At 69.9% G+C, this 25025-nt stretch carries 27 protein-coding genes; 15 read left to right on the top strand and 12 right to left on the bottom strand.

Features of this window, described 5'->3' with window-relative positions:
- Positions 1 to 844 precede the first annotated feature (844 nt).
- Positions 845 to 1501 carry a DUF1707 domain-containing protein gene (locus IMZ11_RS28665; protein ID WP_228645564.1) on the top strand — a complete coding sequence of 219 codons (657 nt, stop codon included), beginning with the start codon at positions 845 to 847 and terminating at the stop codon, positions 1499 to 1501.
- A gap of 91 nt (positions 1502 to 1592) precedes the next feature.
- On the opposite strand, the gene IMZ11_RS28660 is transcribed toward IMZ11_RS28665, so the two are convergent.
- The 5 genes from IMZ11_RS28660 to pstS all read right to left on the bottom strand — a co-directional run bounded on the left by IMZ11_RS28660 (position 1593) and on the right by pstS (position 6119).
- Positions 1593 to 2246: a response regulator transcription factor gene (locus IMZ11_RS28660; RefSeq protein ID WP_228645563.1), complete on the bottom strand. Its 654-nt coding sequence runs from the start codon at positions 2244 to 2246 to the stop codon at positions 1593 to 1595.
- Between the two features lie 119 nt (positions 2247 to 2365).
- The gene (gene pstB, locus IMZ11_RS28655) at positions 2366 to 3142 is read right to left on the bottom strand and encodes a phosphate ABC transporter ATP-binding protein PstB (RefSeq protein WP_061255206.1); all 777 of its coding nucleotides are present in this window, start codon (positions 3140 to 3142) and stop codon (positions 2366 to 2368) included.
- A gap of 3 nt (positions 3143 to 3145) precedes the next feature.
- Positions 3146 to 4036 carry a phosphate ABC transporter permease PstA gene (pstA, locus tag IMZ11_RS28650; protein ID WP_228645562.1) on the bottom strand — a complete coding sequence of 297 codons (891 nt, stop codon included), beginning with the start codon at positions 4034 to 4036 and terminating at the stop codon, positions 3146 to 3148.
- Complete coding sequence (pstC, locus tag IMZ11_RS28645) at positions 4033 to 5007, bottom strand: phosphate ABC transporter permease subunit PstC (RefSeq protein ID WP_061255204.1); 975 nt, start codon at positions 5005 to 5007, stop codon at positions 4033 to 4035. The genes pstA and pstC overlap by 4 nt, the downstream gene beginning before the upstream one ends.
- Positions 5008 to 5012: 5 nt before the next feature.
- A complete protein-coding gene (gene pstS / locus IMZ11_RS28640; RefSeq protein WP_228645561.1) occupies positions 5013 to 6119 on the bottom strand; it encodes a phosphate ABC transporter substrate-binding protein PstS in 1107 nt (368 codons plus the stop codon).
- 151 nt (positions 6120 to 6270) lie between these two features.
- Between pstS and IMZ11_RS28635 the strand changes: the two genes are divergently transcribed.
- On the top strand, positions 6271 to 6729 hold the full coding sequence (locus IMZ11_RS28635) for a low molecular weight protein-tyrosine-phosphatase (RefSeq protein WP_228645560.1): 459 nt from the start codon (positions 6271 to 6273) through the stop codon (positions 6727 to 6729).
- Positions 6716 to 7507 carry a fructosamine kinase family protein gene (locus tag IMZ11_RS28630; RefSeq protein WP_228645559.1) on the top strand — a complete coding sequence of 264 codons (792 nt, stop codon included), beginning with the start codon at positions 6716 to 6718 and terminating at the stop codon, positions 7505 to 7507. The genes IMZ11_RS28635 and IMZ11_RS28630 overlap by 14 nt, the downstream gene beginning before the upstream one ends.
- Before the next feature lie 62 nt (positions 7508 to 7569).
- Here the strand turns inward: IMZ11_RS28630 and hisN are convergent, their stop codons facing one another.
- Complete coding sequence (gene hisN, locus IMZ11_RS28625) at positions 7570 to 8355, bottom strand: histidinol-phosphatase (RefSeq protein ID WP_228645558.1); 786 nt, start codon at positions 8353 to 8355, stop codon at positions 7570 to 7572.
- 82 nt (positions 8356 to 8437) lie between these two features.
- Between hisN and IMZ11_RS28620 the strand changes: the two genes are divergently transcribed.
- On the top strand, positions 8438 to 8875 hold the full coding sequence (locus IMZ11_RS28620) for a DUF4442 domain-containing protein (protein ID WP_228645557.1): 438 nt from the start codon (positions 8438 to 8440) through the stop codon (positions 8873 to 8875).
- Between the two features lie 55 nt (positions 8876 to 8930).
- Here the strand turns inward: IMZ11_RS28620 and IMZ11_RS28615 are convergent, their stop codons facing one another.
- The 3 genes from IMZ11_RS28615 to aroA form a co-directional block, all read right to left on the bottom strand.
- On the bottom strand, positions 8931 to 9344 hold the full coding sequence (locus IMZ11_RS28615) for a hypothetical protein (RefSeq protein ID WP_228645556.1): 414 nt from the start codon (positions 9342 to 9344) through the stop codon (positions 8931 to 8933).
- A gap of 259 nt (positions 9345 to 9603) precedes the next feature.
- Positions 9604 to 10551, bottom strand: a complete 948-nt coding sequence (gene rsgA, locus IMZ11_RS28610; RefSeq protein ID WP_228645566.1) for a ribosome small subunit-dependent GTPase A — start codon at positions 10549 to 10551, stop codon at positions 9604 to 9606.
- A gap of 91 nt (positions 10552 to 10642) precedes the next feature.
- On the bottom strand, positions 10643 to 11950 hold the full coding sequence (gene aroA, locus IMZ11_RS28605; protein WP_228645555.1) for a 3-phosphoshikimate 1-carboxyvinyltransferase: 1308 nt from the start codon (positions 11948 to 11950) through the stop codon (positions 10643 to 10645).
- A 75-nt stretch (positions 11951 to 12025) separates the two neighbouring features.
- Here aroA and IMZ11_RS28600 point away from each other — a divergent pair, with 75 nt between their 5' ends.
- Both IMZ11_RS28600 and IMZ11_RS28595 read left to right on the top strand, forming a co-directional pair.
- Positions 12026 to 12769 carry an SOS response-associated peptidase gene (locus tag IMZ11_RS28600; RefSeq protein ID WP_228645554.1) on the top strand — a complete coding sequence of 248 codons (744 nt, stop codon included), beginning with the start codon at positions 12026 to 12028 and terminating at the stop codon, positions 12767 to 12769.
- A gap of 103 nt (positions 12770 to 12872) precedes the next feature.
- A complete protein-coding gene (locus IMZ11_RS28595; protein WP_228645553.1) occupies positions 12873 to 13163 on the top strand; it encodes a TraR/DksA C4-type zinc finger protein in 291 nt (96 codons plus the stop codon).
- Positions 13164 to 13209: 46 nt separating this feature from the next.
- Here the strand turns inward: IMZ11_RS28595 and IMZ11_RS28590 are convergent, their stop codons facing one another.
- The gene (locus IMZ11_RS28590) at positions 13210 to 13950 is read right to left on the bottom strand and encodes a class I SAM-dependent methyltransferase (protein WP_061255194.1); all 741 of its coding nucleotides are present in this window, start codon (positions 13948 to 13950) and stop codon (positions 13210 to 13212) included.
- A 249-nt stretch (positions 13951 to 14199) separates the two neighbouring features.
- On the opposite strand from IMZ11_RS28590, the gene IMZ11_RS28585 reads away from it, so the two are divergent.
- From IMZ11_RS28585 to IMZ11_RS28555, 7 genes are all read left to right on the top strand, one after another.
- Positions 14200 to 14805, top strand: coding sequence for a sigma-70 family RNA polymerase sigma factor (locus IMZ11_RS28585; protein ID WP_061255268.1), 606 nt, complete (start codon positions 14200 to 14202; stop codon positions 14803 to 14805).
- Positions 14802 to 15068, top strand: a complete 267-nt coding sequence (gene rsrA / locus IMZ11_RS28580) for a mycothiol system anti-sigma-R factor (RefSeq protein WP_061255193.1) — start codon at positions 14802 to 14804, stop codon at positions 15066 to 15068. Before IMZ11_RS28585 ends, rsrA begins: the two co-directional genes overlap by 4 nt.
- A gap of 32 nt (positions 15069 to 15100) precedes the next feature.
- Positions 15101 to 16015 (top strand): NAD-dependent epimerase/dehydratase family protein, encoded by a 915-nt coding sequence (locus IMZ11_RS28575; RefSeq protein ID WP_228645552.1) that lies wholly within the window; start codon positions 15101 to 15103, stop codon positions 16013 to 16015.
- A gap of 584 nt (positions 16016 to 16599) precedes the next feature.
- On the top strand, positions 16600 to 17949 hold the full coding sequence (locus tag IMZ11_RS28570; RefSeq protein WP_228645551.1) for an HD-GYP domain-containing protein: 1350 nt from the start codon (positions 16600 to 16602) through the stop codon (positions 17947 to 17949).
- 12 nt (positions 17950 to 17961) lie between these two features.
- Positions 17962 to 19227, top strand: coding sequence for an HD-GYP domain-containing protein (locus tag IMZ11_RS28565; protein ID WP_061255190.1), 1266 nt, complete (start codon positions 17962 to 17964; stop codon positions 19225 to 19227).
- A gap of 172 nt (positions 19228 to 19399) precedes the next feature.
- Positions 19400 to 19825 carry a biotin carboxylase N-terminal domain-containing protein gene (locus IMZ11_RS28560; RefSeq protein ID WP_228645550.1) on the top strand — a complete coding sequence of 142 codons (426 nt, stop codon included), beginning with the start codon at positions 19400 to 19402 and terminating at the stop codon, positions 19823 to 19825.
- Positions 19826 to 19919: 94 nt separating this feature from the next.
- On the top strand, positions 19920 to 20132 hold the full coding sequence (locus IMZ11_RS28555) for a biotin/lipoyl-binding carrier protein (RefSeq protein WP_228645549.1): 213 nt from the start codon (positions 19920 to 19922) through the stop codon (positions 20130 to 20132).
- A 69-nt stretch (positions 20133 to 20201) separates the two neighbouring features.
- Here IMZ11_RS28555 and IMZ11_RS28550 read toward each other — a convergent pair whose 3' ends face one another.
- Complete coding sequence (locus IMZ11_RS28550; protein WP_061255188.1) at positions 20202 to 20579, bottom strand: thioesterase family protein; 378 nt, start codon at positions 20577 to 20579, stop codon at positions 20202 to 20204.
- Positions 20580 to 20899: 320 nt separating this feature from the next.
- Here IMZ11_RS28550 and IMZ11_RS28545 point away from each other — a divergent pair, with 320 nt between their 5' ends.
- Positions 20900 to 22642, top strand: coding sequence for a serine/threonine protein kinase (locus IMZ11_RS28545; RefSeq protein WP_228645548.1), 1743 nt, complete (start codon positions 20900 to 20902; stop codon positions 22640 to 22642).
- Here the strand turns inward: IMZ11_RS28545 and IMZ11_RS28540 are convergent, their stop codons facing one another.
- Positions 22643 to 24292, bottom strand: a complete 1650-nt coding sequence (locus IMZ11_RS28540; protein ID WP_228645547.1) for an acetolactate synthase — start codon at positions 24290 to 24292, stop codon at positions 22643 to 22645.
- A gap of 95 nt (positions 24293 to 24387) precedes the next feature.
- On the opposite strand from IMZ11_RS28540, the gene IMZ11_RS28535 reads away from it, so the two are divergent.
- Positions 24388 to 25020: a hypothetical protein gene (locus IMZ11_RS28535; RefSeq protein ID WP_228645546.1), complete on the top strand. Its 633-nt coding sequence runs from the start codon at positions 24388 to 24390 to the stop codon at positions 25018 to 25020.
- The last annotated feature ends 5 nt before the right edge of the window (positions 25021 to 25025 follow it).

Genomic DNA, 25025 nt, shown 5'->3' with positions numbered 1-25025 from the left:
GTACTGCACTGGGGACGGTGTGGGAGAGTAGGACGCCGCCGGACAATTTTTGTGGGAGAGGGTCACCCTTGTTTGGGTGGCCCTCTCTCTTTTTTTATGCCTTGCTGGGTAAGCGCTTTCCGATTATGTTCCGGTTGTCGGGGCGGCGTTCGCCGGGTTTGGTTGGCGGTGTGTCTTGCCGGGCGGCTGGGGCGTCGGGGTGAGGGGCCTGGTGGGGCCCCTTTTTGTTTTGGGGGGTTGTGCCTGCGGTCTCTGTTGTTCTGGCGTCTTCGGGGGCTTGTTCTTCGTTTTCTCTGGGAGGCTCACAGTTGCTGCCGGTGGTGCGGGGAGCCGTGCGGTTCATAAGGGGCCGGAGGTAGCGAAACCGCCGGTGGTGACGCCTGGCAGGGCGGTGGCGTAGGCGGCGATGGCGTGGACGGGGTGCCTCTGCTGTTGGTCGTGTTGCTGTTGTGGAGGGACGCGAGGGGGGCCCGGATCGGTCGTGGTTGGTGTTGCCGGGGTGCGGCGGGAGAGGTTGGCGCGGAGGCGGGGGTTGCGGAGGCCGGCGCATGACCGTGCCATGTACCACCGCGCCCGCGATGGCCGCGGGAGCGGCATCACTGGGGTGCAACTATCACGGCCGGCCGGAGCAGCCCCCGCCGCAGCGCCTACGGACCTCAGCCCTACGCAGCGCCTACGGGCCCAGGTCTGGCAGCAGCGCCTACGGGCTTTAGCTCTGCGCACGCCTATGGCGCTCGCCCGTGCGCGCCCTCGCAAGTCGGGTGGAGCGGCAAGGGTTGGAGCGAACGATTGGCCGGGGACTTGAGAGTGACCGATACCCCGTGGATGCAATATCGTGCCGATCATGAGCCTGCCGACGCCGATGGAGCCGAGAGACCCAAAGGAGATGCGGGTCTCACATGAGGATCGCGACCGTGTCGCCGATGCGTTGCGGGTGGCCGCCGGGGACGGTCGGCTGACCATGGAAGAGCTCGAAGAGCGGCTGGAGGCGGCCTTCGCCGCCCGAACTTACGCTGACCTGGCGCCGCTGCTGGGTGATCTGCCAGGGTACGGCTCGGGCACGCTCGCCACCCTGAACCACGCGCTCGCCGCTCCGCCGGTACAGCCCAAAGATGTCGTGCACGTCAAGCGGGTCGGCGGCAGTGTCAGATATGAGGGTGCCTGGATCGTCCCGAAGAGGCTGGATCTGGACATGCGTGGAGGCTCGGTGCTCCTCGACTTCACCCGCGCGACGGTCGCGGGTACGACGACCGAGGTGAACGTGCGCATGCGTGGAGGATCGCTGCGCATCATCGTCCCGCCGGGCTATGCCGTGGACGCCAATGAGGTGAGTATGCTCGGCGGATCCGTGCGCGACCGGTCCGCCAAGGACGCACCGCCGGACGTGCCGATCGTCCATCGGGTCATTGTGGCCGGCGAGATCGCCGGTGGCAGTGTGGACATTCGCCCGCCTCGTCGCCCCGGCCGACTGCGCCGCATGATCCGGCGGTCCACCGAGTAGCGGCGCTCAGCCCCGAGCGTGGACGGCCGGCCATCGTTATGCCTCACCGCAGGGCCCGCGAGCCCCACCAGCCTGGAGTCCGAGAGGAAGTTCAGCTGGAGACGAGGCGATAGCCGACGCCGCGGACGGTCTGGATCATCCTGTCGTCAACGTCGCCGAGCCGAGCCCGTAGCCGTTTCACGTGGACGGCGATGGTGTTCGTGGACATGGTGTCGGCCGAGTGCCAGACGTTGCGCATGATCTGGTCGCGTGTCACCGTACGGTCGGCGTTGCGCATCAGGTAGTGCAGGAGCTCGAACTCCCGCAGAGGAAGATGAACGATCTTCCCGCCGACCTTGACCTGGTAGGCCGTGACATCGAGTTCCACATTTCCGATCACCAGGACGGCCCGGTCGATCTCCTGGCGGCGGAAGGCGGCCTGGACGAGGGGGAGCAGCTCGAGAACGCGGTACGGGCGGGCCACGCAGGCCGTCGCACCTGCCGCGAGAGCGTGTACGGCCTGCTCGGCATCGCTGCCGAAGTCGATGCCGAGCAGGACCGGTACGGCTCGATCGAGGCGTACGGCACGGACGAAGTCGAGCGGGCCGATGATGGGGAGGGAGGCACTGATCAGGACGGCGTCGGGCTGGAGGGCGCCCGCCTGGAGCAGTGCCTGTGCGCCGTCGGCCACGCCGGTCACCTCGACGCCTTCGGGTTCGAGCGCGGCCGCGAGTTGCCGGATTAGGTCGCTGTCCGGATCGGCCACCAGGAGTATGGGCGCAGACCGAGTGTCCCCCTCCACCGCGGGTAGCGTCACCCCGATGCCTCCCCTTCCGCTCTGCTTAAGTTCCGTGTGTGCTGGTTTCGTTCCGTCCAGATCCTGGATCAGCCGAAACGGCCGGTGATGTAGTCCTCGGTCGCCTTCTGGCCGGGATTGGTGAAGATCCTGGAGGTCTCGTCCATCTCGACGAGCTTCCCGGGCTGGCCCTGTCCCGCCAGGTTGAAGAACGCGGTCTTGTCGCTGACGCGGGCGGCCTGCTGCATGTTGTGCGTCACGATCACGATCGTGTAGTCGCGCTTCAGCGACGAGATGAGGTCTTCGATCGCGAGCGTGGAGATCGGGTCGAGGGCCGAGCACGGCTCGTCCATCAGCAGGACCTGAGGGCGTACGGCGATGGCACGGGCGATGCAGAGGCGCTGCTGCTGGCCGCCGGAGAGGCCGGATCCGGGCTTGTGGAGGCGGTCCTTGACCTCCTTCCAGAGGTTGGCTCCTTTGAGGGAGTTCTCGACGATGCCGTCGAGCTCGGACTTGGAGAACCGCCCGTTGAGCCGGAGGCCGGCGGCGACGTTGTCGTAGATCGACATCGTCGGGAACGGGTTGGGCCGCTGGAACACCATGCCGATGGTCCGGCGTACGGACACCGGGTCGACGTCGGGACCGTAGAGGTCCTGGTCCTCCAGGCGGACCTTTCCTTCGACGCGGGCGCCGGGGATGACCTCGTGCATGCGGTTGAGCGTCCGAAGGAACGTGGACTTGCCGCACCCTGAAGGCCCGATGAACGCCGTCACCGCGCGCGGCTCGATGGTCATCGTGATGTCCTCGATGGCCTTGTGCGCTCCGTAGTAGGCGTCGAGTCCGGCGACCTCGATCTGCTTGGCCATGTCCTAAGACCCTCTCTTCGCGGGCGAGCGCCACCACGCGATGAGGCGCGCCACCAGGTTGAGCAGCATGACGATCAGGATCAGGGTGAGCGCTCCGGTCCACGCGCGGTCGATCGCGGTGTCGGTCGGCCGTCCCGCCTGGTCGAAGACGTACAGGGGAAGACCCATCTGCGGCCCGTTGAACGGGTCGTTGTTGATGGAGTCGGTGAAGAAGACGGTGAGCAGCAGCGGGGCCGTCTCGCCGGCGACGCGGGCGACGGCGAGCATCACGCCGGTCACGATGCCGGTGAACGCGGTGGGCAGCACGACCTTGACGATGGTGCGCCATTTCGGGACCCCGAGCGCGTACGCCGCCTCGCGGAGGTCGTTCGGCACGAGGCGCAGCATCTCCTCTGCCGATCTGACCACCACCGGCATCATCAGGATCGACAACGCCATGGCGCCCGCGAACCCGGAGAACGGCATGCCGAGGGCGAGGATCCAGAACGCCAGCACGAAGAGGCCGGAAACGACTGATGGGACGCCGGTCATGACGTCCACGAAGAAGCTGATCGACCGGGCAAGCCGGCCGCCGCTGCCGTACTCCACCAAATAGACGGCGGTGAGCAGGCCGATCGGCACCGCGATGAGCGAGGCGAGAAGCACCTGTTCCAGGGTGCCGATGATCGCGTGGTACGCGCCGCCTCCGGCGTCCCTGGCCCCGATGTTGCGCATCGAGTGGGTGAGGAATTCCAGGTCGAAGCGCTGCGTGCCGTTCTTGATGACGAGCCACAGCACCGATATCAGGGGGACGACCGCGATGGCGAATGCCAGGTAGACCAGCACGTGAACGATGCGGTCCTTCACCCGGCGGCCGGTCGAGATGGGCTGGATGCCCGTTGGGACAGTGGTCATGTCCTCGAGAACTCCTTCCGGCGGGCGATGATCAGACGGGCGCCCATGTTCACCACCAGCGTGATCAGGAAGAGGACGAGGCCGGACGCGATCAGCGCTCCACGGCCGGTGGCGGTCGCCTCGCCGAAGCCGTTGGCGATGTTGGCGGCGATGCTGTTGCCGTTCGGGCCGAGGATCTCGAACGAGATCCCGAAGGTCGCGGGGAGGATGAGCGCGACGGCGATCGTCTCGCCCATGGCCCGGCCGAGGCCGAGCATCGCGGCGCTGATCACGCCGGGGCGGCCGAACGGCAGCACGGCCATCCTGATCATCTCCCAGCGGGTGGCCCCGAGGGCGAGCGCGGCCTCCTCCTGTGTCTTCGGCGCCTGGAGGAACACCTCGCGCGAGATCGCGGCGATGATCGGCAGGATCATGATCGCCAGTACGATCGCGGCGGTCAGCATGGACTTGCCGACCACCTGGTCGCCGCCGAACAGCGGGATCCAGGCGAAGTACGTGTTGAGGAACTCCGACGGTCCGCGCATGAAGGGCACCAGGAAGACGACGCCCCAGAGGCCGTAGACGACGCTGGGAACCGCGGCCAACAGGTCGATGACGTAACCGAGGAGGGCGGCCAGTCGCCTCGGCGCGTAGTGGGAGATGAACAGCGCCACGCCGATCGCGACCGGGGTGGCGATGATCAGCGCCAGGAACGAGCTGAGCACGGTCCCGAACGCGAGGGCGCCGATGCCGAAGGCCGGCTGCACCGCGTTGGGGTTCCAGACCTTCTCGGTCAGGAAGTGCGAGGTGTTGGCCTGGAGGGCGGGGATCGCCTTGACGATGAGGAAGACCCCGATCGCCGCCATGATCCCCAGAAGGACGACGCCCGCTCCGGTCGAGGCGAACCGGAACGGGCCGTCGCCGCGGCTGCGCCGGAAGGCGGACCGGCGCACGGCCGGTCCGCCTTCGCGTGTACGTGGTGACGTGACCATATGGGTTAGGAGATCGCCTCGACGGCGGTGCGGACCTTGCCCAGCAGGGTGGCCGGGAGCGGTGCGTATCCGAGGCCGCTGAGCGCCTGCTGGCCCTCGTCGCTGGCGGTGTAGGTGAGGAAGGACTTGACGAGCTTGGCGTCCTCGGCGGACAGACCCTTCTCGCAGGTGATCTCGTACGTCACGAGGACGATCGGGTAGGCGCCCGCCGCCTTGGTGGCGTAGTCGATCGACAGCTTCAGGTCGTTGCCGGTGCCGGCGATCTCGGCGGCCTCGACGGTCTTGCCCGCGCTCTCCGGGGTGAGCTCGACGAACTCGCCGGAGCCGTTGGCGACCTTGGCCTTCTGCAGCTGAGAGTTCTCCGCGTACGACAGCTCGACGTAGCTGATCGCGCCCTCGGTCGTCTTCACCGAGGAGGCGATGCCGTCGCTGCCCTTGGAGCCCTGCCCCTTGGCCTCGGCCGGCCAGGCCTTGGCGGGCTCGTACGGCCAGTCGGCGGTCGCCTTGAGGAACTTGGTGAAGTTGTCGCTGGTGCCCGACTCGTCCGAGCGGTGGAACGCCTGGATCGGGGTGGAGGGCAGCTTGGCGTCAGGGTTGTCGGCCTTGATGGCCGCGTCGTCCCACTTGGTGATCGTGCTGTTGAAGATGCCGCCGATCGTCTTCGGCGAAAGCTGCAGTCCGTCGACACCCGGAAGGTTGTAGACGACGGCGACCGGGCCGGTGACCATCGGAAGGTTGATCGCCTTGCCGGTCTTGCAACGGGCGTCGGCCTGCGCGGGCTCGCCCTTGTCGTCCTTCAACGCCGAGTCGGAGCCCGCGAAGGCCACGGTGCCCTGGATGAACGCCTGGACGCCCGCGCCGGAACCGCTGGGCTGGTAGTTGATGCTCACCCCGGAGTTCGCGGACTGGAACGCCTTCTTCCACTCCTCGATCGCGTTCGCCTGCGCCGAGGAGCCGGCCGCGTTGATGGTTCCGGACAACCCGCCGGCTGCGGCGGAGGAGCTGCCGGCGGTGGCGCCGCTGTCGGCGGCGGTGTTGTCATCGGTGCCGCACGCAGCGAGCGAAAGCACGCCGGCGATGGCGGCCGCGGCGAGCCGGCCTGCATACTTCACGGTTGTGTCCTCCCACTTTGGTCTTTCAACGGGTAGGACGGTAAAGAGTCAAGGTGACTTAATGCCCTGTTAAAGGTGAACGGACAGTGAACGGGCACAGTCGCTCTTGTGGCGGTTTCGCCGCGTCGCCCTGAGCTGGGAATATGAACCCATGAAGCGCATCTGCCTGGTCTGCATGGGCAACATCTGCCGCTCTCCGATGGCGGAGATCGTGCTCCGCCGCACGCTGGAGGAACAGGGCATCGACGTCGAGGTCGACAGCGCGGGCACCGGAGGCTGGCATGTCGGGGCGCCCATGGACGAGCGGGCGCTGGCCACGCTCGCCGCCGGCGGATACGACGGTTCGGCCCACCGCGCGCGGCAGTTCGACCGCTCCTGGTTCGCCGAGCGCGACCTCGTCCTGGTGATGGACGCCGAGAATCTGCGCGCCGTACGGCGGCTCGCCCCGCCGGAGGCCGACGTGCGCCTGTTCCGCTCCTTCGACCCCTCGTCTCCGCCGGGAGCCGAGGTGCCTGATCCCTACTACGGCGGTCACGCGGGTTTCCGCGACGTCCTCCGGATGGTCGAGGCCGCGTCCGAAGGGCTGGCCAGGCACCTTGCGGATCACTAGGGACCTCGGGTCCAGCCACGCCTGGACCCTGTACGAGGGAGAGCTCGACGGCCGCAGGGTCTTCGTCAAGCGTGGGGCGGACTTCACCTCGGAGGCGGCCGGGTTGCGCTGGCTGGCCGAGCCCGGCGCCATCGCCGTACCCGAGGTGATCAGGGCGGACGGCGGCGAGCTGGTCCTGGAGTGGATCGAGCCCGCGAACGCGACCGCCGGTGCGGCCGAGCGGTTCGGACGCGAGCTGTCGGCGCTGCATGGAGCGGGCGCGGCGGAGTTCGGCGCCCCGTGGCCCGGACACATCGCCGAGCTGCCCATGGACAACGCGCCCGCGCCGGACTGGCCGTCCTTCTACGTCGAGCGCCGCGTCCTCCCGTTCGTACGGTCGGCACGGGACGGCGGGTGGCTGGCCGCGGAGGACGTGAAGCTGATCGAGGAGGCGTGCGCGCTCATCCCGGAGGTCTCAGGAGCGGCCGAGTCACCGAGCCGGATCCACGGGGATCTCTGGAGCGGCAACCTGCTCTGGACCGTGGAGCGGGCCGTCCTCATCGATCCGGCCGCGCACGGCGGGCACCGGGAGACCGATCTCGCCATGCTGGCTCTCTTCGGAGCCCCGCACCTGAACACGATCCTCGCGGCCTACCGGGAGGCGGCACCACTGGCCGACGGCTGGCGCGAGCGGGTGCCCATGCACCAGCTGCATCCGCTCCTCGTGCACGTCTGCCTGTACGGCGAGGCGTACCACGGCAGTCTCATGTCGGCCGTGTCGCAGACCCTCGCGCTGTGAGGCACTGAATCTGTGCCGCGCCCGGATCTGTCAGGCCCGCGACTGTGAGGTTCTGAAGGGCCTCAGTCCCTGGTCAGGAGCTTGAGCACCTCGCCGTGCAGCAGGCCGTTGCTGCAGACCATGCTGCCGCTGTCGAGGGGGGCGGTGCCGTCCACGGCGGTGCAGGTGCCGCCGGCCTCCTCCACGATCACGGTGAGCGCGGCCATGTCCCAGGGCGACAACTCGGGCTCGGCGGAGATGTCGACCGCGCCCTCGGCGACCATCATGTGCGACCAGAAGTCGCCGTAGGCCCGGGTGCGCCAGACCCCGCGCATGAGGTCGAGCATGTTGTCGAGCCGGCCCTCCTCCTCCCAGCCGCTCAGGCTGGAGTAGGACAGGGAGGCGTCGGCGAGGCGGCCCACGCCGGAGACCTGGCAGCGGGTGGCCTTGGTCAGGCTGCGGCCGGTCCACGCCCCACCGCCCTTGGCGGCCCACCAGCGACGGCTGAGCGCCGGAGCGGAGACGACTCCGACGACGACCCTGCCCTCCTCCATGAGCGCGATGAGGGTGGCCCAGACCGGGACGCCGCGCACGTAGTTCTTGGTGCCGTCGATGGGGTCGATCACCCACGAGCGCATGCCGTAGCCGGTCTTGCCGAACTCCTCGCCCACGACGGCGTCACGGGGGCGGGCGCGGCGCAGCGTGCCGCGGATGGCCTCCTCGACCGCGCGGTCGGCGTCGCTGACCGGTGTGAGGTCGGGCTTGGTGTCGACCTTGAGGTCGACCGCCTTGAAGCGGCGCATCGTGATGTCGTCCGCGGCGTCCGCCATCACATGTGCGAGACGCAGATCGTCGCTGTAGCCGGTCACAGGGGTCAACGCTATCGCGTCAGGGGTCGATCACATCAGATGAGGGATCGCCCCAGATCGTACTGGAGAGTAACATTCCGCCATGGACATCGGTGCCTTCATGCTGGACAGCGTGCCCTTCGCCCGGTTGCTCGGGATCTCCTTCGACTCGGTCGGATCGGGAAGTGCGGCCGCCCGCCTTCCCGACCGGGGCGACCTGCACAATCACGTCGGCGGACCGCACGCGGGCGCCCTGTTCTCCCTGGCGGAGTCGGCCTCCGGAGCGGCCATGTTGTCGGCCTTCGGCGACCAACTCGCCCGGGCCGTCCCTCTCGCCACCGCGGCCGAGATCCGCTATCTCAAGCTGGCCAAGGGAGAGGTGACCGCCACCGCGACGCTGGAGGCCGATCGCGCCGAGGTCCTGGCCCAACTCGACGAGGGGAAGCGTCCCGAGTTCGTGGTCGCCGTCGACATCAGGAACGCCGACGACGTCGTCGTCTCGGAGATGACGGTCTCCTGGACGCTGCGCCCCAACCGCTAGCCCGGTGGCCCGGTGCCATCGACGGCGGTCCCGGGCCCCGCGGAGACTCCGCGCTCTACTTGATCGGGGCGTAGTCCGTGCCAGACGTGGCGCCGCCGTCGATGCCGCCGGAGAACTTCACCCGCGTGCCCACGGGCGCGTAGTGGTAGACCGGAACGGTGTGATCGACGGTGAGTTCCTCGTTCTTGACCACGCCCGCGTTCTTCACGTCCAGGGCAACCCAGATCTTGGTGCGCTTGCGCAGGTTGGTCGTCTTGATCGTGACCGCGCAGGCGCTCTTGGTGTCGGCGTTGTAGAGCAGGTACGTGGCCGCGCCCTTGAACGTGACCGACCGCTGCACCACGAAGTCGGGTCCGCACACCTTGGTCGGCGTGTCGCCGCCGGCCGAGGTGCCGGCCAGAGCGGTGCCTCCGGCGGCGAGCAGTGCGGCCGCGGTTACCGAACTCAGGATGATCGGCTTGATGCGCATGGGATGAAGGTAGGACATGCGCTCAACGGGATCACCCGAATTCGTCAAATTTCATGAAATAGGATCCGACCAGCCGGTGCGGTTCCCCACGGTTCCCCACCAGCAGCCCGTAGCGGGACCCGCCCGAGAAGTACGGCTCGCGTTCCACCGTCCATGACCGCTCCCAGGAAGCAGACGGGCCCCGGGCCGAAGGCCGGCGGCGCCGGGCGCGGAACGCGGCGGCCGGGCCGGGCCGCTCACGAGCCCGGACGCCGGACGGTCAGGGTGTGTCCTCGCCGCCTTCGCGGCTGATCAGAAGCCGGCGCAGGGACTCCAGACGGGCGGGATCGGCCTGTCCCTCGGCCACGAACCGGTCGAGGGCGCACCCGTCCCCGAGGTGCGTGCAGCCCTTCGGGCACTCGACCGTCGCCTCGTTCAGATCGGGGAAGGACGCGAGCACGGTCTCCACGTGCACGTGCGCCAGGCCGAAGCTGCGCACGCCGGGGGTGTCGATGATCCAGCCGCCTTCGGGCAGCTCCAGCGCCACCGCCGAGGTCGAGGTGTGCCGACCGCGGCCGGTGACCACGTTGACGTGGGAGACCGCGCGGTCGGCCGTGGGGACGAGCGCGTTCACGAGCGTCGACTTGCCGACCCCCGAGTGACCGACGAGCACGCTGATCCGGTCATCCAGATGGCCGCGCAGCTCGCCCAGCGGCCCCCCCTTGCTCACCACGATGTACGGCACGCCGAGAGGCTCGTAGAGCGCGACCAGCTCGTCGGCGGACGCGAGATCCGCCTTGGTCAGGCAGAGCAGGGGGTCGATGTCGGCGTCGAAGGCCGCGACCAGAAGCCGGTCGATCATCCGGGGCCTCGGGGGAGGGTCGGCCAGCGCGGTGACGATGACGAGCTGGTCGGCGTTGGCCACGACCGGACGCTCGACGTCATCGGTGTCGTCGGCGCTGCGGCGGAGCATCGAGCGCCGTTCCTCCACCCGGACGACCCGGGCGAGCGTGTCCGGCCGGCCGCTCACGTCGCCGACGAGGGCGACGCGGTCGCCGACCACGATGCCCTTGCGCCCCAGCTCTCGCGCCTTCATCGCGACGACGGGGACCGATCCCACCAGGCAGGTGTAGCGGCCGCGGTCGACGGCCACGACGAAGCCTTCGACGGCCTTCTCGTGGGCAGGACGAACCCGGGTCCGGGGCCGGGAGCCCTTGCCCGGCCGGATCCTGACGTCGTCCTCGTCGTAGTTCCGCTTTCTCAGCCTGTCCGTCCTTCTCCTGCGCCCGCGCGCCCGGCGCGGGAACGGTCGACGCCCGTCACGGCGTCCGGGTCGTCGTGGTCCTGCCCTCGGCGCCCGCCAGCATGTCCGCCCACATGCCGGCGAAGTCGGGGAGGGTCTTGGCCGTGGTCGCGATGTTCTCCACCTCGACGCCGGGAACCGCCAGGCCGATCACCGCTCCCGCCGTGGCCATCCGGTGGTCCTCGTAGCTGTGGAAGACCCCGCCCGACAACGGACGCGGCCGGATCTCCAGGCCGTCGTCCGTCTCACGGGCGTCGCCGCCGAGCTTGTTGATCTCGGTGGCCAGCGCGGCGATCCGGTCGGTCTCGTGCCCGCGGATGTGCGCCACGCCGCTGATCCGCGACGGGCCGTCCGCCAGGGCCGCCAGCGCGGCGATCGTGGGGGTCAGCTCGCTGACCTCGTGCAGGTCGGCCTCGATGCCCCGCACCTGGCCGGTTCCGGTCACCCGCAGCCCGTACGGCGTGCGCGTCACGGTCGCGCCCATGTCGGTGAGCAGGTGGCGGAGCTGGTCGCCGCCCTGCGTGGTCTCATCGGGCCAGTCCGGCACGGTGACCGCGCCACCGGTGATCAGCGCCGCGGCGAGGAAGGGCGCGGCGTTCGACAGGTCGGGTTCGACGATTACGTCCCTCGCGGCGATGGGGCCGGGCTCGACCCGCCACACGTCCGGCTCGGAGTCGTCGACCTCGACACCGGCCTGGCGGAGCAGGTGCACCGTCATCGCGATGTGCGGCATGGAGGGGACCGGCGGCCCGCTGTGCCGTACGGTGACGCCCTTCTCGAACCGCGGCGCGGCCAGCAGCAGCCCGGACACCATCTGCGAGGAGATCGAGGCGTCCAGCACGACCTCGCCGCCCGTGATCGGCCCGCGTACGGTGAACGGGAGCGCGTCGGCGGTCACGGTGGCGCCGAGGGCGCGCAGCGCGCCCAGGATCGGCCCCATCGGCCGCTTGCGCGCGTGCGGATCGCCGTCGAAGAAGACCTCGCCGTCCGCGAGGGCCGCGACCGGCGGCACGAACCGCATCACGGTCCCGGCGAGACCGACGTCGATGGACGCGCCGCCCCTGATGGGCCCCGGCGTGATCGCCCAGTCGACGCTCGACACGCTCTCGTTCGAGGCGGTCATCTCCGCGCCGAGGGAGCGCAGCGCCGCCACCATGAGGTCCGCGTCCCTGCTGCGCAGCGCGAGCCGTACGGAACCGGGGGCCTGCGCCAGCGCGGCGAGGAGCAGCACCCGGTTCGTCACGGACTTCGACCCGGGCAGGCGGACGGTCGCGTCGATCGGCCCGGTCGCTACGGGAGCGGGCCACAGGGGCTGGGTCGGCATGCACGAAAGCCTACCGGCAGGTCCGGCCGCTGTCGGGGTCCGCGCGGCGGCCCGGGTGATGGCAAGGTGGGGGGTATGTGCGGAAGGTACGCGTCGGCGCGCAAGCGGCACGAGCTCATGGAGGAGTTCGAGATCGAGCTCGACACAGAGGAGGAGCTCGGCCCCGACTACAACGTCGCGCCCACCAAGAAGGTCTACGCGGTCATGAGCCGCGTGCCCAGGACCGAGGGCGCGGAACGGCCGGTGCGCCAGCTCCGCGTGATCCGGTGGGGCTTCGTGCCGAGCTGGGCGAAGGACCCGTCGATCGGCTCCCGGATGATCAACGCCAGGGTGGAGACCGTGGCCGAGAAGCCCGCCTTCCGTAAGGCGTTCGCCTCGCGCCGCTGCCTGCTCCCCGCCGACGGCTTCTACGAGTGGATGGCGGCACCCGAAGGGGCCAAGCCCGCGAAGCAGCCGTACTACATCCATCCCGAGGACGGCGGCGTCATGGCCATGGCCGGGCTGTACGAGTTCTGGAAGGACCCGTCCCGGGCCGACGACGATCCGCTCAAGTGGCTGTGCACCTGCACGGTGATCACCACCAGCGCGGAGGACGGGGTGGGCCACATCCACGACCGCATGCCGATGATGGTCGAGCGGGACCGGTGGGCCGAGTGGCTCGACCCCCGTGTCAGCGACGCGGGCCGCCTGCTGGTCCCGGCCCTCGCCGGTCGGCTGGAGGCATATCCCGTCTCGACCGCGGTCAACAACGTCCGGCACAACGGTCCTGATCTCATCGAGCCGCTTCCGGGTGACGGCGAGCCCGCCGTGCTCTTCTGAACGCGGAGTGTAAAGGGCGCGCCAAGCGGGCATCCGGTGAGGAAAGGGAGGCCGGGGGCTCCTTTCCCTGCGAATCGCCCCATGCTCCCGGAGGTGCGGATCCGTGGACCCCGCGACCGCGCGCATGCGCCTGGAATCCCTGCTCGACGAGCTCGACCGCTCCATCGGTGTGCTCAAGGAGGCGGACCCACCCGACGCCGACCGCGTCCAGGCGGTGATCGACGTCGAGTCCCGGCACCGCGTCGCCGTACTGGCCGCGCTGCGGCGGCTGGACGACGGCGCCTACGGCACATGCGTGGACTGCGGCGGGCTCGTCCCGGACGGCCGGTTGGAGGCCCGTCCGGAGGCGGCACGCTGCGTCCAGTGCCAGTCGAAGCGCGAACGCCGCCGCTGAGCCGTGGCGTGGGAGCAGGAAGCCCGGACGGCGGGGAACCGCAGGCTCAGCCCTTCTTGCGCGCGCTCGCCACGAGGTGGATGCCGACGGTGTCCTCCTCGTCCGGCCGGGTCGCCAGCTCCGTTCGGACCAGGCGGGCCAGCGAGTGGCCGCCCGTGCCCAGCACGTGGTCGACCGTGGACGGCGACAGCACCGTGCGGGGGCGCACCCACTCCACTTCGAGCCCGGCGGCCGTCATCAGCTCGCGCAGCTGGACGCTGGTGAAGCAGCGGGTGATGCTGCCGTCCGGCCAGGGAACGAGCATGACCTCGCCCGTCTGGCACAGATGCGCCCAGTAGTTCTGCTCGGCGAGTATCGCCATGCCGAGGACCAGCGAGTCGACGCACACCAGCGTCCTCCCGCCGGGCTTCAGCACGCGGGCGACGTCCTCGATCACGGACTCGGCCATGATCTCGACCGAGAGCGCGCGTTCCTCCGCGATCACCGCGTCCACGCACGCGTCGGGCAGGAAGTCGAGATCGTCGGCACGGACCTTCTGCACGCGGTCGGACGCGTCGCGCAGCCACGGTTCGGAGAGTCGCCGGAAGTCCATGACCTGGATGACCCGGTGTCCCGCCCGTGCCGCCTGAGCCGTCCAGCGGCCGCGGCCGCCGGACAGGTCGAGCAGCAGGGAGGGACGCTCGGGCAGCCATTGGCGGAGCTGTTCGGCGACGACCGCGTGGTAGAAGGTCCAGTACGGCCCGAGGGCTCCCGAGCCATTGAGTTCGTTGGCCGGAATGGGCAGCACGAGCGGCTCCTGGACTATGGCTATCTCAGAAGTCGACATGAGATAGCGGAAACTCGGTTTCCGGGCTACCAGCCGGTACGTAGGTCCTTCCCCAAACATGGGTGTTCGTACCGCGAAAACGTACCGGGAACAGACTCTACGCCCGCCCTGTTGCAGTTGGGCATGAACGCGTTGCTCATGCCCGACGCCCAGGAGAAAGACGCCGCTACCCTGCCGGTATTCTCGGCTACGTACGGCGTCCTAGAGGGGGTGGGTCCGGTCTCCAAGACAGTGGAGGAGACTCTGGAGCAGCGCAGCGAGCGGTTCGAGCGCGACGTCATGCCGTATCTCGACCAGCTGTACTCCGCCGCGCTCCGGATGACCCGTAACCCCGCAGACGCCGAAGATCTCCTGCAGGAGACCTTCGCGAAGGCCTTCGCGTCGTTCCACCAGTTCCAGGAAGGGACGAACCTCAAGGCCTGGCTCTACCGCATCCTCACCAACACCTTCATCAACAGCTATCGCAAGAAGCAGCGGGAGCCCAAGCAGGCCGGCACCGAGGAGATCGAGGACTGGCAGCTCGCCCGCGCGGAGTCGCACACCTCCACCGGGCTGAAGTCGGCCGAGGTCGAGGCCCTTGAGCACCTGCCCGACAGCGATGTCAAGGACGCGCTGGCCGCGCTCCCCGAAGATTTCCGCATCGCGGTGTACCTTGCCGACGTCGAGGGCTTCCCGTACAAGGAGATCGCCGACATCATGGGGACCCCTATCGGGACCGTGATGTCGCGACTGCATCGCGGCCGGAGACAACTGCGAACGCAGCTCGAGGACTACGCGCGCGCTCGCGGCCTGGTGCGGGACGAGGAGGGGCGATGAGCTGCGGCGACCACCACGACACCGACTGTGGCGAGGTTCTGGACCGGGTCTACAGCTACCTCGACGGTGAGCTCGACGACGTCAGGCGCGCCGACATCCGTCAGCATCTGGACGAGTGCGGCCCCTGTCTGGAGGAGTACGGCCTGGAGAAGGTCGTCAAGCAACTCGTCGCCAAGCACTGCGGTTGCGATCCCGTCCCGGACGACCTGCGCACCAAGATCCTCGCGCGCATCGCGCAGGTGCGGTCCGAGCTCGGCGATTAGGATCACCCCGTACACCTGACGAAGGGGCGGGCATGCGCGTAATGGTCACCGGCGGGGCGGGTTTCATCGGCTCGAACCTCGTGGACCGCCTGTTGGCCGACGGGCACGAGGTCGCCGTCGTGGACGACATGTCGTCCGGAGGCAACCGCAATCCGGACGCCGACCTGCACGCGATCGACGTGCGGGACCCCGCGCTCGCCACGGCGGCCGAGGCGTGGCGTCCCGAGGTGATCTGCCATCTGGCGGCGCAGATCAGCGTCCGCAAGAGCGTCGCCGACCCGACGCACGACGCGCGGGTGAACGTCGAGGGCACCGTCAACGTCCTGGAGGCCGCCCACCGCGCGGGATCGCGCAAGGTCGTCTTCGCCTCCTCCGTCGCGGTGTACGGCAGGCCGGCCGTCATCCCCGTGCCCGGCGACGCCCCCACCGACCCGCGCTCGCCGTACGCCGCCTCGAAGCTGAGCGGCGAGGTGTACCTGTCGGCCTACAGCGCGCTCCACGGGCTGGAATACACCACGCTGGTGCTGTCCAACGTCTTCGGCCCACGCCAGTCACCGGAGGGCGAGGCCGGGGTCGTCGCCATCTTCACCGACGCCCTGCTGGCGGGGCGGCCCACGGTCCTGTACGGCGACGGCTCCCAGACGCGGGACTACATCTTCGTCGAGGACGTCGTGGACGGCTTCGTCCGCGCCTGCGGCCCCGACGGCCACGGGCGCAGGTTCAACCTCGGCACGGGCGTGCAGACGACCGACCGCGAGTTGCACACGCTGATCGCCGCGGCGGCCGGCGCTCCCGACGAGCCCGGCCTGGCCCCGGCCCGCCTCGGTGACCTGCCCGCCATGGCCGTCGATCCCGAGCCGGCCCGCGAGGGCCTCGGCTGGCGTCCGCGGACCGACCTCGCCACCGGACTCAAGGCCACCGTCGCCTGGGCCGCCGCACGCCCCTGACCCGCCGCCGCGCACTGCCCGACATCGCACACTGATCCACGCCGCCGCACACCGCTCCCGACACCGCTTCCGACACCGCTTCCGACACCGCTTCGATCGCCGCACCGGGCGCCGCACCGGGCGCCCATCAGGGTGTCGCCTCCGGTGTCGTCTGAGAGCGCTCCGCCGTACGGGCCGGGCCGTGGCCTGTGGGACCTCTGGGTTTGACGGGGATGGACGCCGGGCACGTAACCGAGTTCCGGGCCGGTGGTGGGGTGACGGTCTGTGAACGGTCGCTGTTCTCGCGTTGTGGGGATGACGTGGGAAGCAGCCGGTCGCGGACGCGCCGAATCGCCGGACGAAGTAGGGCAAATGAGCGCAGCGTGATCGGTTGATTACGGTTTGGCTGCGGTTCGCCGAGCTCTCTGACCGGGCACCTTGGCTTCTGTAGCCTGTGGGCGAATTCGATGTGGAGGCAGCGATGTTCAACAGGATGGCCACCAAGATGCTGGCGGCGTTGTTACTGCTCGCCCCAGTGGTGGTGTTCGTGGCCGAGACCGGCGTGACCTCCGGGATCTCCTGGACCTGAGGCGCGAGGTGGCCGCATGCGGGAACTGCCGTGGCGGGCAAAGGTCTACTTCGTCGTACTGATCGGAGCCGCCGCCGCACTGGTGGTCGACAGCGCCGTCTCTCCGGGATGGTTCGACCAGGCCGAGCTTCCGACGCTCGTCGTGCTCGCGTTGCTGTTCCTGGTGTGCGAGTCCGTACCGACGGTGCTCAACGTGCCGCAGGCGGCGATCTCGGTGAGCTTCTCCGCCGCGCTGGCCGCCGTGGTGCTGGTCGGCCCCGAGGGGGCCGCGCTGGTCGGGCTCATGGCCGTGGTGAGCGTGCGGCCGGGCCTGCCGATCGTGAAGCGGCTGTTCAACGGCGCCCAGTTCGTGATCTGCGGATACGCCGCGGGAGTGGCGTTCCAGCACGCCGGGGGCATCGTGGGCCTGCCCCGCGAGGACGACTTCCCCGGCGTGATCATCCCGTACGGCGCGGCCACCGGGGCCTTCGTCCTGATCAACTTCGGCCTGACCGCGGTCATCCTCCTGCTGGCCGAGGGCGTGGGCAGGGACCAGGTGGCGCTCCGGGGCACGGTCCAGATCCTGGTGTCCTATCTCGGCTACGCGACCTTCGGGCTGCTGATCGCCGGGTTGTGGGCGACGGTCCAGTCGATCTCGGCGGTGCTGGTGCTGATCCCGCTGTTCGTGGCGCGCTGGGCCTTCGGGCACTATCACGCCCAGCAGCGCTCCTATGACGCGACGATCGCCGCGCTGTGCCAGGCGGTGGAGACGAAGGACTACTACACGCGGGGGCACTGCACCCGCGTGTCCAGGGCGTCCTCCATGATCGCGGAGGAGATCGGCATGGGCACCGAGCGGCTGCGGGCGATCAGATACGCCGGGATGCTGCACGACGTCGGCAAGCTGGGCGTGCCCACGAAGGTCCTGCAGAAGGACGGCAAGCTGACCGAGGAGGAGTACGCGGCGATCCAGCTGCACCCGATGCGCGGCCTGGAGATCGTGCGCGGCATCGACTTCCTCGACGAGGCGTTCGCCGGGATCATGCACCACCACGAGCGGCATGACGGCAAGGGCTACCCCATGGGCCTCGCACGTGACGAGATCCCGGAGTTCGCCAGGATCATCGCGGTGGCGGACGCGTTCGACTCGATGACGTCCGACCGGGCCTACCGCAAGGCGAAGTCGATCGAGGAGGCCGTGACCGAGCTACGCAAGAGCGCGGGCGCGCAGTTCGACCCCGTCATGGTGAGCACGTTCATCAAGGCCCTCGACCGCCACGGCTGGGAGCCGCCGCGCGCGGTGCCCGCGCCGCCCGGCGCCGTGGTGACCACCGCGAAGGATCACGACGACCCGACCATGCCCATCCAGGTCATCTCAGAACGCTGAGGGCGAGGACTCATGACCGCCGCCAGGGCGATGCGCGGGCTCGACTCGGGCCAGTTACTCCTCATTTGTGCCGCCGGGATGCTCACCGTGGCGGGGATCTCCCACACGGCGGCGAACGGGCTGGTCGACTCGCAGGTCGCGATCGGATTCGGCGCGCTGATCGCGGTGGGGGAGCTGGCCAGGCTCACCATGCCGGGCAACCGCGAGGTGGCGCCCATCTCCACGGCGGCGGCGATCGGGTACGCGCTCCTGCTCGACGTGGGCGGCCAGCCCGCCAGGCAGACGGCGCTGCAGGTCGTCGCCGTCATGTCGGTGGGCATGATCGCGGGAGCACTGCCGCATCTCGCCGTGGGCCGCCCGCCCCGGCTCGACGCGATCGCCAGGAGGCTGCTGGCCGGCTCGCTGCTGGCCTTCGCCTACCGGCCGCTGACCGCACCCCTCTACTCGATCGCCATCGACGGCAACTGGTGGCCGGCGTTGGGCGTGATGGCGGCCCTCATCGTGCTGATGCTGACGGCCGACGTGGTGATCGCGGCGATGCTCAGGGCCGAGCAGGTCAGGACCGCCTTCGGCGTCGCCGTACGCGATGAACTGCGGATGGGCGCGCCGCTGGGCGCGGCGGTGGCCGCGTCAGGAACGCTGCTCGCGCTCGCCGCGCACAGCATGAACATGACCGCTCTGCTGGTGTTCGCCGCGCCGTTGCTCGTGACGCAGGTGGCGTTCCGCAAGTACGCCGGCATCCGGGCGACCTACCTGCAGACGGTGCGGGCGCTGAGCCGGGTGACCGAGGTCGGGGGATACGTGGAGCCCGGCCACTCCCGCCGGGTCAGCACGTTGTCGGTCGCCGTCGGCAGGGAGCTCGGCATGTCGGAGCCCCAGTTGCTGGAGCTGGAGTACGCCGCCCTCATGCACGACATCGGGCAGCTCTCCCTGAGCGACCCGATCCCGGGCGGCGCCACCGTGCTCACCGATCCGTCGCAGGCGAAGCGGATCGCCGAGCTCGGGGCCGAGGTGATCAGGAAGACCGGTGTCCTGCACGGGGTCGCCGAGATCGTCCGCCGCCAGTGCGACACCGTCGACCATGCGCCGCCGACGGCCAGCCGGGTCATCAAGGCCGCCAACGCGTACGACGATCTGGTGGGGGGATCCGCCGACCGGGACCGGGCGGCGGCGGCGCTGGAGCGGCTCAGGCTCGGCATCGGCACCGAGTACGATCCCGCCGTGATCGAGGCGATGGCGCGGGTGGTCGACCGGCTCACCGTGGTGAACCGCTTGTAGCAGAGGTCGGCGTCGGCCCACGGTGAACCACTTGTAGGAGAGGTCGCACCGGCTCGCCGTGAACGCGGTGCGATGGGGGGCCGCTTTTGTGCCGACCCTACAGATTCGCGGGTCGCCTTCAGTTGGAATCAAGCGCAGGGGATCACTGGGAGACCCCCGTAGGGTTGGCTGCGTGTTCGAGTCAGTCCTTGTCGCCGACCGCGGCGAGATCGCCCGGCGGATCATCCGCACGGCGAGGCGTATGGGGCTGCGGGCGGCCGCGGTCTACTCGGACGCTGACGCGGACCTGCCGTTCGCCCGCGCGGTCGTCGAGGCAGGTCTCGTCTGGATCGGCCCGGCTCCCGAGGCGATCGTCCGGATGGGCGACAAGATCAACGCTAGGAGCCTGATGGAGAACGCGGGCGTCCCGGTCGCCACGGGCACCCGCGCGCCGGTGACCGGCCTGGCGGACGCCGTACGTGTCGCTGCGGAGATCGGCCGGCTGCCACGGCGTTCCCGTCGAGGGGCCCAAGAACAACCTGCCCTTCTGCGCCGAGCTGTTGGACCACCCGGAGTTCGCGAGCGGGGAACTACGACACCGGGCTGGTGTCCCGCATGAGGTCATGACGCCGGTCTGATGGTGCTGGAAGCCGGTCCCGGCATGGATCCGCCGGAGTCGGTGAGTGGATCGCCGAATGAAGAGGAGTGTTGTGGTGGCGGAAGTACGCGCTGAGATGGTGGCGAACGTCTGGAAGATCGTCGTCGCCGAGGGTGACACCGTCGACGAGGGCGACACGCTCGTCATCCTGGAGTCGATGAAGATGGAGATCCCGGTCCTCGCCGAGGACGCGGGCGTCGTGGCGCAGCTCAAGGTCGCCGAGGGCGACGTCATCCAGGGGGGCGACCTGATCGCCGTCATCGACTAGGTGAGCGTCTGGCGGATGCCGACCGTGCGCCGGGGCGTGGCCCGTCGGACTCGACTGGGCCCCTCCGGGTCAGAGCGCGCCGAGGAAGCGTTCCCGGTCGACGACGACCCGCTCGATCCTCCCGGCGGCGACCAGCTTTCCGGTCTTGTCGACGGCGGTGATGGCGAAGACGAGTCGCCTGCCGTCCACGTCGGTCAGCTCGGCGGAGATCTCCACATGCATGCCGACGGCGCTGGGCGCGCGGTGCTCCAACTCGACCCGCGTACCCACCGAGGTCTGGCCCGGCTCCAGGTAGCGCTGGACCGCCTTGACCGTCGCGCCTTCGGCGAACGAGAGCAGTCTGGGCGTGCCCAGAACGGGCACGTCTCCACTGCCCACCCTGATCGCGGTGTCCTCTCGCTCCACCATGATGAGGACGTTGGCGCGCAGGCCAGGAGCTAGCGTCATGCATTCCAGCCTAGTAGTCCTACGCTAGGAGGCCGTGAACGTGTTCTGCGACCACTGTGGTGGGCCGTCCGGTGAGGATGATCAGCGGCGTGCGTCGCCGCCCGCACCCTGGAGCCGCCGCGCTACTGTGCGCAGTGCCGCAGGCGCATGGTGGTCCAGGTGAACCCGCAGGGGTGGTTCGCCCGTTGTTCCGAGAATGGGATCACTCGCGCGTAGGCTCATGCTCAGCATGCAGGCTTTCGTGATCTGGTCGTGACTTTCCCGAGATGCGAATCTGCTTTGTTGGACAACTCCGGGGAACATGAGGGGGTATTGGGCACATGGTGGCCCAGGGGATGACGCTGGCGGGGCGCTACCGCTTGGACGCCCGGCTCGGCGCCGGTGGCATGGGCGAGGTCTGGCGCGGTGAGGACATGGTTCTCGCGCGGACCGTCGCCGTCAAGGTGCTGCTCCCCGGCAGGCTCGACGACCCCGGATTCGCCGTCCGCTTCCAGGGCGAGGCCCGCGCCATGGCGACCGTCAACCACCCCGGTGTGGTCGACGTCTACGACTACGGCGTGGCCGACGTCCCCGGAGACGGGCCGACGGCGTACCTCGTGATGAAGTTCGTGGACGGTGAGCCGCTCGACCGGCTGCTGACGCGGCTGGGCCGGATCGGTCCCGAGCCGGCGATGGAGCTCATCGCGCAGGCCGCCGCCGCGCTCCAGGCCGTGCACGAGCGCGGCATCGTCCACCGGGACGTCAAGCCGGGCAACCTCCTGGTCCGTCAGGACGGCACGCTCGTGCTCACCGACTTCGGCGTCGCGCGGGCCGACGCGGCGAGTCGCCTGACCGACGCGGGCATGGTCCTCGGCACCGCCGCGTACTGCGCGCCCGAGCAGGCCGAGGGCGCGCCCGTCACGCCCGCCGTGGACGTCTACGCCCTCGGCGTGGTGGCGTACGAATGCCTCGCCGGCAGGCGGCCCTTCGACGGCGAGTCCCCGGTGGCCATCGCGCTTCAGCACATCCGGGACGAGCCTCCGCCGCTGCCTCCGGACGTGCCGCCGCCTGTGCGCATGGTGGTGGAGCGGGCACTGCTCAAGGATCCCGCCCGGCGCTGGCCGGACGCCGCCGCGATGAGCGAGGCGGCCCGCAGGTCCGTGCACCACTCGATGCGACCCACCCATCCGCAGCTCCAGCAGCCGGCCGATACCGGTACGGCTCTCTCCGGGCCCGACCTCGGCGGGCCGGCCGCGGCCGGATACCCTCCAGCCACCGGCGGATATCCCCAGGCCACCGGCGGATACCCCCAGGCCGCCGCCGGGTACGGCCCCCCCACCGGGGGATACGCCCCGGAGGCGGGGGGATACGCCTCGTCCGACTACCCGACCCAGGCGGACCGCGCGTACGGCGCCGAGGCGTGGGAGGAGAGTCCGGCGGTTCCGGCGACGGGCACCGCGGCGACCTCACCCGGGCCGAGGAGTTCACGTCGCAGGAAGAGCCGCAAAGCGCCGATCGCCGCGGGGGCGGCCGGTCTCGCCGTCTTCGCCGGGCTCGCGGCGCTCGGCATCAACGCCCTCGCCGCGTCCGGCACGGACCAGCCCGGCACATCCACGCCCTCGTCGCTGGACGTGCACACCGCGACGCCGACGTCCAGTCCGTCGCCGAGCAGGCCGAGGCGTAGGACCCCGACGCCGACTCCCGTCCTGACGCCGCCCCCGGTCGTCACCAGGCCGACGAGGACCTCCTCGCCGTCACCGTCACCGTCGGCGTCGCCGAGCCCGTCTCCCAGCCCGAGCGAGAGCGAGGAGCCCATGGAGAAGGTGCCCTCGGTGATGGGCCTGACCGAGGAGAAGGCGATCGCCAAGCTGAAGGCCCTCGGGTTCAACGCCAAGAGGAGTCTCGTCGGAGGCTCGGGGGCGTGCACGAAGGTCACCGCCCAGGATCCGAAGGGCGGGGAGTCGGCCCGCGAGGGCGCCACGATCAAGATCTTCGTGACCAAGATCGCCTGCGCGTCGCCCAGTCCCAGCGCGACGCCCAGCGTGTCGCCCTCGGCGACCCCCGACGCCAGTGCCTCGCCCTGATCAGATCCCGGTGGTGTTGCGGGGGTAGGCGACCGCCGGGTCGGTGGCGATGTTCACCAGGTACGGCACGCCCGAGTCGAAGGCCCGCCGGAGTGCGGGGCCGATCTCGGACGGCGACGTCACCAGCTCTCCGCCGCCGCCGAGCGCCGTCACGACCTGGTCGTACCGGCACTGGGGCTGGAGGTCGGCGGCCACGTCGTAGCCGTACAGCAGTTGCATGGGGTGCTTCTCCAGGCCCCACATGCCGTTGTTGCCGCAGATCATGACGACCGGCAGCCGATGCCTGACCAGCGTGTCCACGTCCATCAGGGAGAACCCGGCGGCGCCGTCGCCGAGGAGCAGCACGACCTGAGAGGACGGCCGGGCGAGCCGGGCGGCGATCGAGTAGCCGAGCCCGGTGCCGAGGCAGCCGTACGGGCCGGGGTCGAGCCAGTTGCCCGGGTTGCGCGGCTCGACGTACTTGCCGGCGTAGGACACGAAGTCGCCGCCGTCACCGATGACCACGGCGTCGTCCGCGAGGACCCGGCCCAGCTCGCCGTAGACGCGCATCGGGTGGATGGGGTCGGCGTCGGAGGCGAGCAGCTCGGCGTCACCGGCGATCGCGGCGGAGGCCGTCTCGGCCAGGGTGGACACCCACGGCGCGTACGCCTTCGGATCGACCCCGGCGGTCGCGCAGGCGGCGGCGAGGCCCCAGAAGGTGAGGGACAGGTCCCCCGCGGCGGAGCCGGCCAGGCCGACGTGCGTGGCGAGCTGGGAGGCGGCGTCGGCGATGTGCACGACCTTGGCCAGGGGAGCCCCGTCCTTGCCGCCGAACCATCCGTAGCCGAGCCGGAAGTCCAGCGGCGTGCCGGCCACGATGACCAGGTCGGCCTGGCCGAAGGCGAGCCCCCTGGCCCGGGTGACGAGCAGGTCGTGCCCGGAGGGGAGGATGCCCCGGCCCTGGCCGTTGGGGATGACCGGCAGGCGGTACTCCTCGGCGAAGTCCCGCGCGGCCTCTTCGGCGCGGTCCATCCACACGTCGGAGCCGAGGACCAGGACCGGCCGCTCGGCCGCGGCGATCAGCTTCGCGATGTCGGCGAGCGCGTCGGTGTCCGGTTCGAGCGGCGACGGCGCGAGCGTCTCGGTGGTCCGCTCGGGCGACGGCGCGAACAGGTGGTCCATGTAGAAGTCGATGAAGACCGGGCCGCGGTGGGGCGCGAGAGCCGTACGGTAGGCCATCTCGACGTCCTGGCCGATCGTGTCGGCACCGGAGCCGGTGAAGGCGAGCTTGGTGATGGATTCGAACAGCGGCGGGTGGTCCATCTCCTGCAGGGCGCCCGAGCCCCAGCGGGACTGCGGTGCCCTGCCTCCCATCACGACGACGGGGGAGCCGTTGTAGTGCGCCGTCGCGACGCCGGAGACGCCGTTGGTGATGCCGGGACCGGCGGTCAGCACCGCCAGGCCGGGCTTCCGGGTGAGCCGCGCGGTCGCCTCGGCGGCGAAGACGGCACTCTGCTCGTGCCGCACGTCGAGGATGCGCATGTTCTCGTGCACCGCGCCGTCGTACAGGGGGAAGACGTGTCCCCCGGACAGCGTGAACATGGTCTCGACGCCGTATGCCTGGGAAACGGCGACCGCGATGTCGCCCGCGTGCTTCGCTGCTGACTCCATGCCGGGAAACCTACCAGCCAGTCACATAGGGGGATAGATGAGTCGCCACTGCCCGCCAGGCGACGGATCTACACCTGAATGACATCATCCTGGGCGTGAAGACGATGATGGGCGCGGTCGCCGCCCTGGCCGTCCTGGCGGCGATCCCGGTCCCCGCGTACGCGGCGACGACGGAGGCCACGAAGATCCCCAAGAACTTCCTGATCCACGAGCAGGAAGCACGCGCGAACCTCAACGCCGAGTTCCCCTGGTTCGTGAGCGAGGCCACCGCGGAGCCGCTGGACCTCAACCCCTGCGGTACGGAGAAGGGCGTCGGCCGGACCGGCCGCTCCGCCGCCCGCACCCTGACCCACGCGGAACCGGACGGCTCCGTCGTCGAGCAGCTCGTCGTCTACGGCAGCGAGGCACGGGCCAAGCAGGCGTTCGCCGCCGTACGGAAGGCGGTGAAGGACTGCCGGGTCCACCCGGCGGGCGGCGGCCTGTCGGAGGTCTACACGGCCACCCCGCTGAAGCTCGGCGCCGAGGCGCTCAAGGTGAGCTATCAGAACTACAAGGGTTCGAGTGCCAAGGCGGGCGGCGGCCGGGCCGTCGTCGTACGGCGCGGCCGGGCCGTCGCGGTCTACCGCGCGTACGCGTCGTTCTTCACGAAGGCGGACGTCTACCCCCGCAACCTCGTGGACGCGAAGAAGATGACGGTGAAGCTCTGCGCCTACGACTCGTCCTGCTGACCTGT

The organism is Microtetraspora sp. AC03309, from assembly GCF_020826795.1.
GTDB classification, from domain to species: domain Bacteria; phylum Actinomycetota; class Actinomycetes; order Streptosporangiales; family Streptosporangiaceae; genus Microtetraspora; species Microtetraspora glauca.
This window is presented reverse-complemented; position numbering and strand designations above follow the sequence as displayed.

Coding starts and splice junctions, on each gene's coding strand:
- IMZ11_RS28600 (WP_228645554.1), top strand. CDS start 12,026: ATGTGCGGAAGGTACGCGTCGGCGCGCAAGCGGCACGAGCTCATGGAG.
- pstB (WP_061255206.1), bottom strand. CDS start 3,142: ATGGCCAAGCAGATCGAGGTCGCCGGACTCGACGCCTACTACGGAGCG.
- IMZ11_RS28665 (WP_228645564.1), top strand. CDS start 845: ATGAGCCTGCCGACGCCGATGGAGCCGAGAGACCCAAAGGAGATGCGG.
- IMZ11_RS28575 (WP_228645552.1), top strand. CDS start 15,101: ATGCGCGTAATGGTCACCGGCGGGGCGGGTTTCATCGGCTCGAACCTC.
- IMZ11_RS28615 (WP_228645556.1), bottom strand. CDS start 9,344: ATGCGCATCAAGCCGATCATCCTGAGTTCGGTAACCGCGGCCGCACTG.
- IMZ11_RS28550 (WP_061255188.1), bottom strand. CDS start 20,579: ATGACGCTAGCTCCTGGCCTGCGCGCCAACGTCCTCATCATGGTGGAG.
- rsrA (WP_061255193.1), top strand. CDS start 14,802: ATGAGCTGCGGCGACCACCACGACACCGACTGTGGCGAGGTTCTGGAC.
- IMZ11_RS28620 (WP_228645557.1), top strand. CDS start 8,438: ATGGACATCGGTGCCTTCATGCTGGACAGCGTGCCCTTCGCCCGGTTG.
- pstC (WP_061255204.1), bottom strand. CDS start 5,007: ATGGTCACGTCACCACGTACACGCGAAGGCGGACCGGCCGTGCGCCGG.
- IMZ11_RS28565 (WP_061255190.1), top strand. CDS start 17,962: ATGACCGCCGCCAGGGCGATGCGCGGGCTCGACTCGGGCCAGTTACTC.
- IMZ11_RS28545 (WP_228645548.1), top strand. CDS start 20,900: ATGGTGGCCCAGGGGATGACGCTGGCGGGGCGCTACCGCTTGGACGCC.
- pstA (WP_228645562.1), bottom strand. CDS start 4,036: ATGACCACTGTCCCAACGGGCATCCAGCCCATCTCGACCGGCCGCCGG.
- IMZ11_RS28540 (WP_228645547.1), bottom strand. CDS start 24,292: ATGGAGTCAGCAGCGAAGCACGCGGGCGACATCGCGGTCGCCGTTTCC.
- aroA (WP_228645555.1), bottom strand. CDS start 11,950: ATGCCGACCCAGCCCCTGTGGCCCGCTCCCGTAGCGACCGGGCCGATC.
- IMZ11_RS28635 (WP_228645560.1), top strand. CDS start 6,271: ATGAAGCGCATCTGCCTGGTCTGCATGGGCAACATCTGCCGCTCTCCG.
- IMZ11_RS28570 (WP_228645551.1), top strand. CDS start 16,600: ATGCGGGAACTGCCGTGGCGGGCAAAGGTCTACTTCGTCGTACTGATC.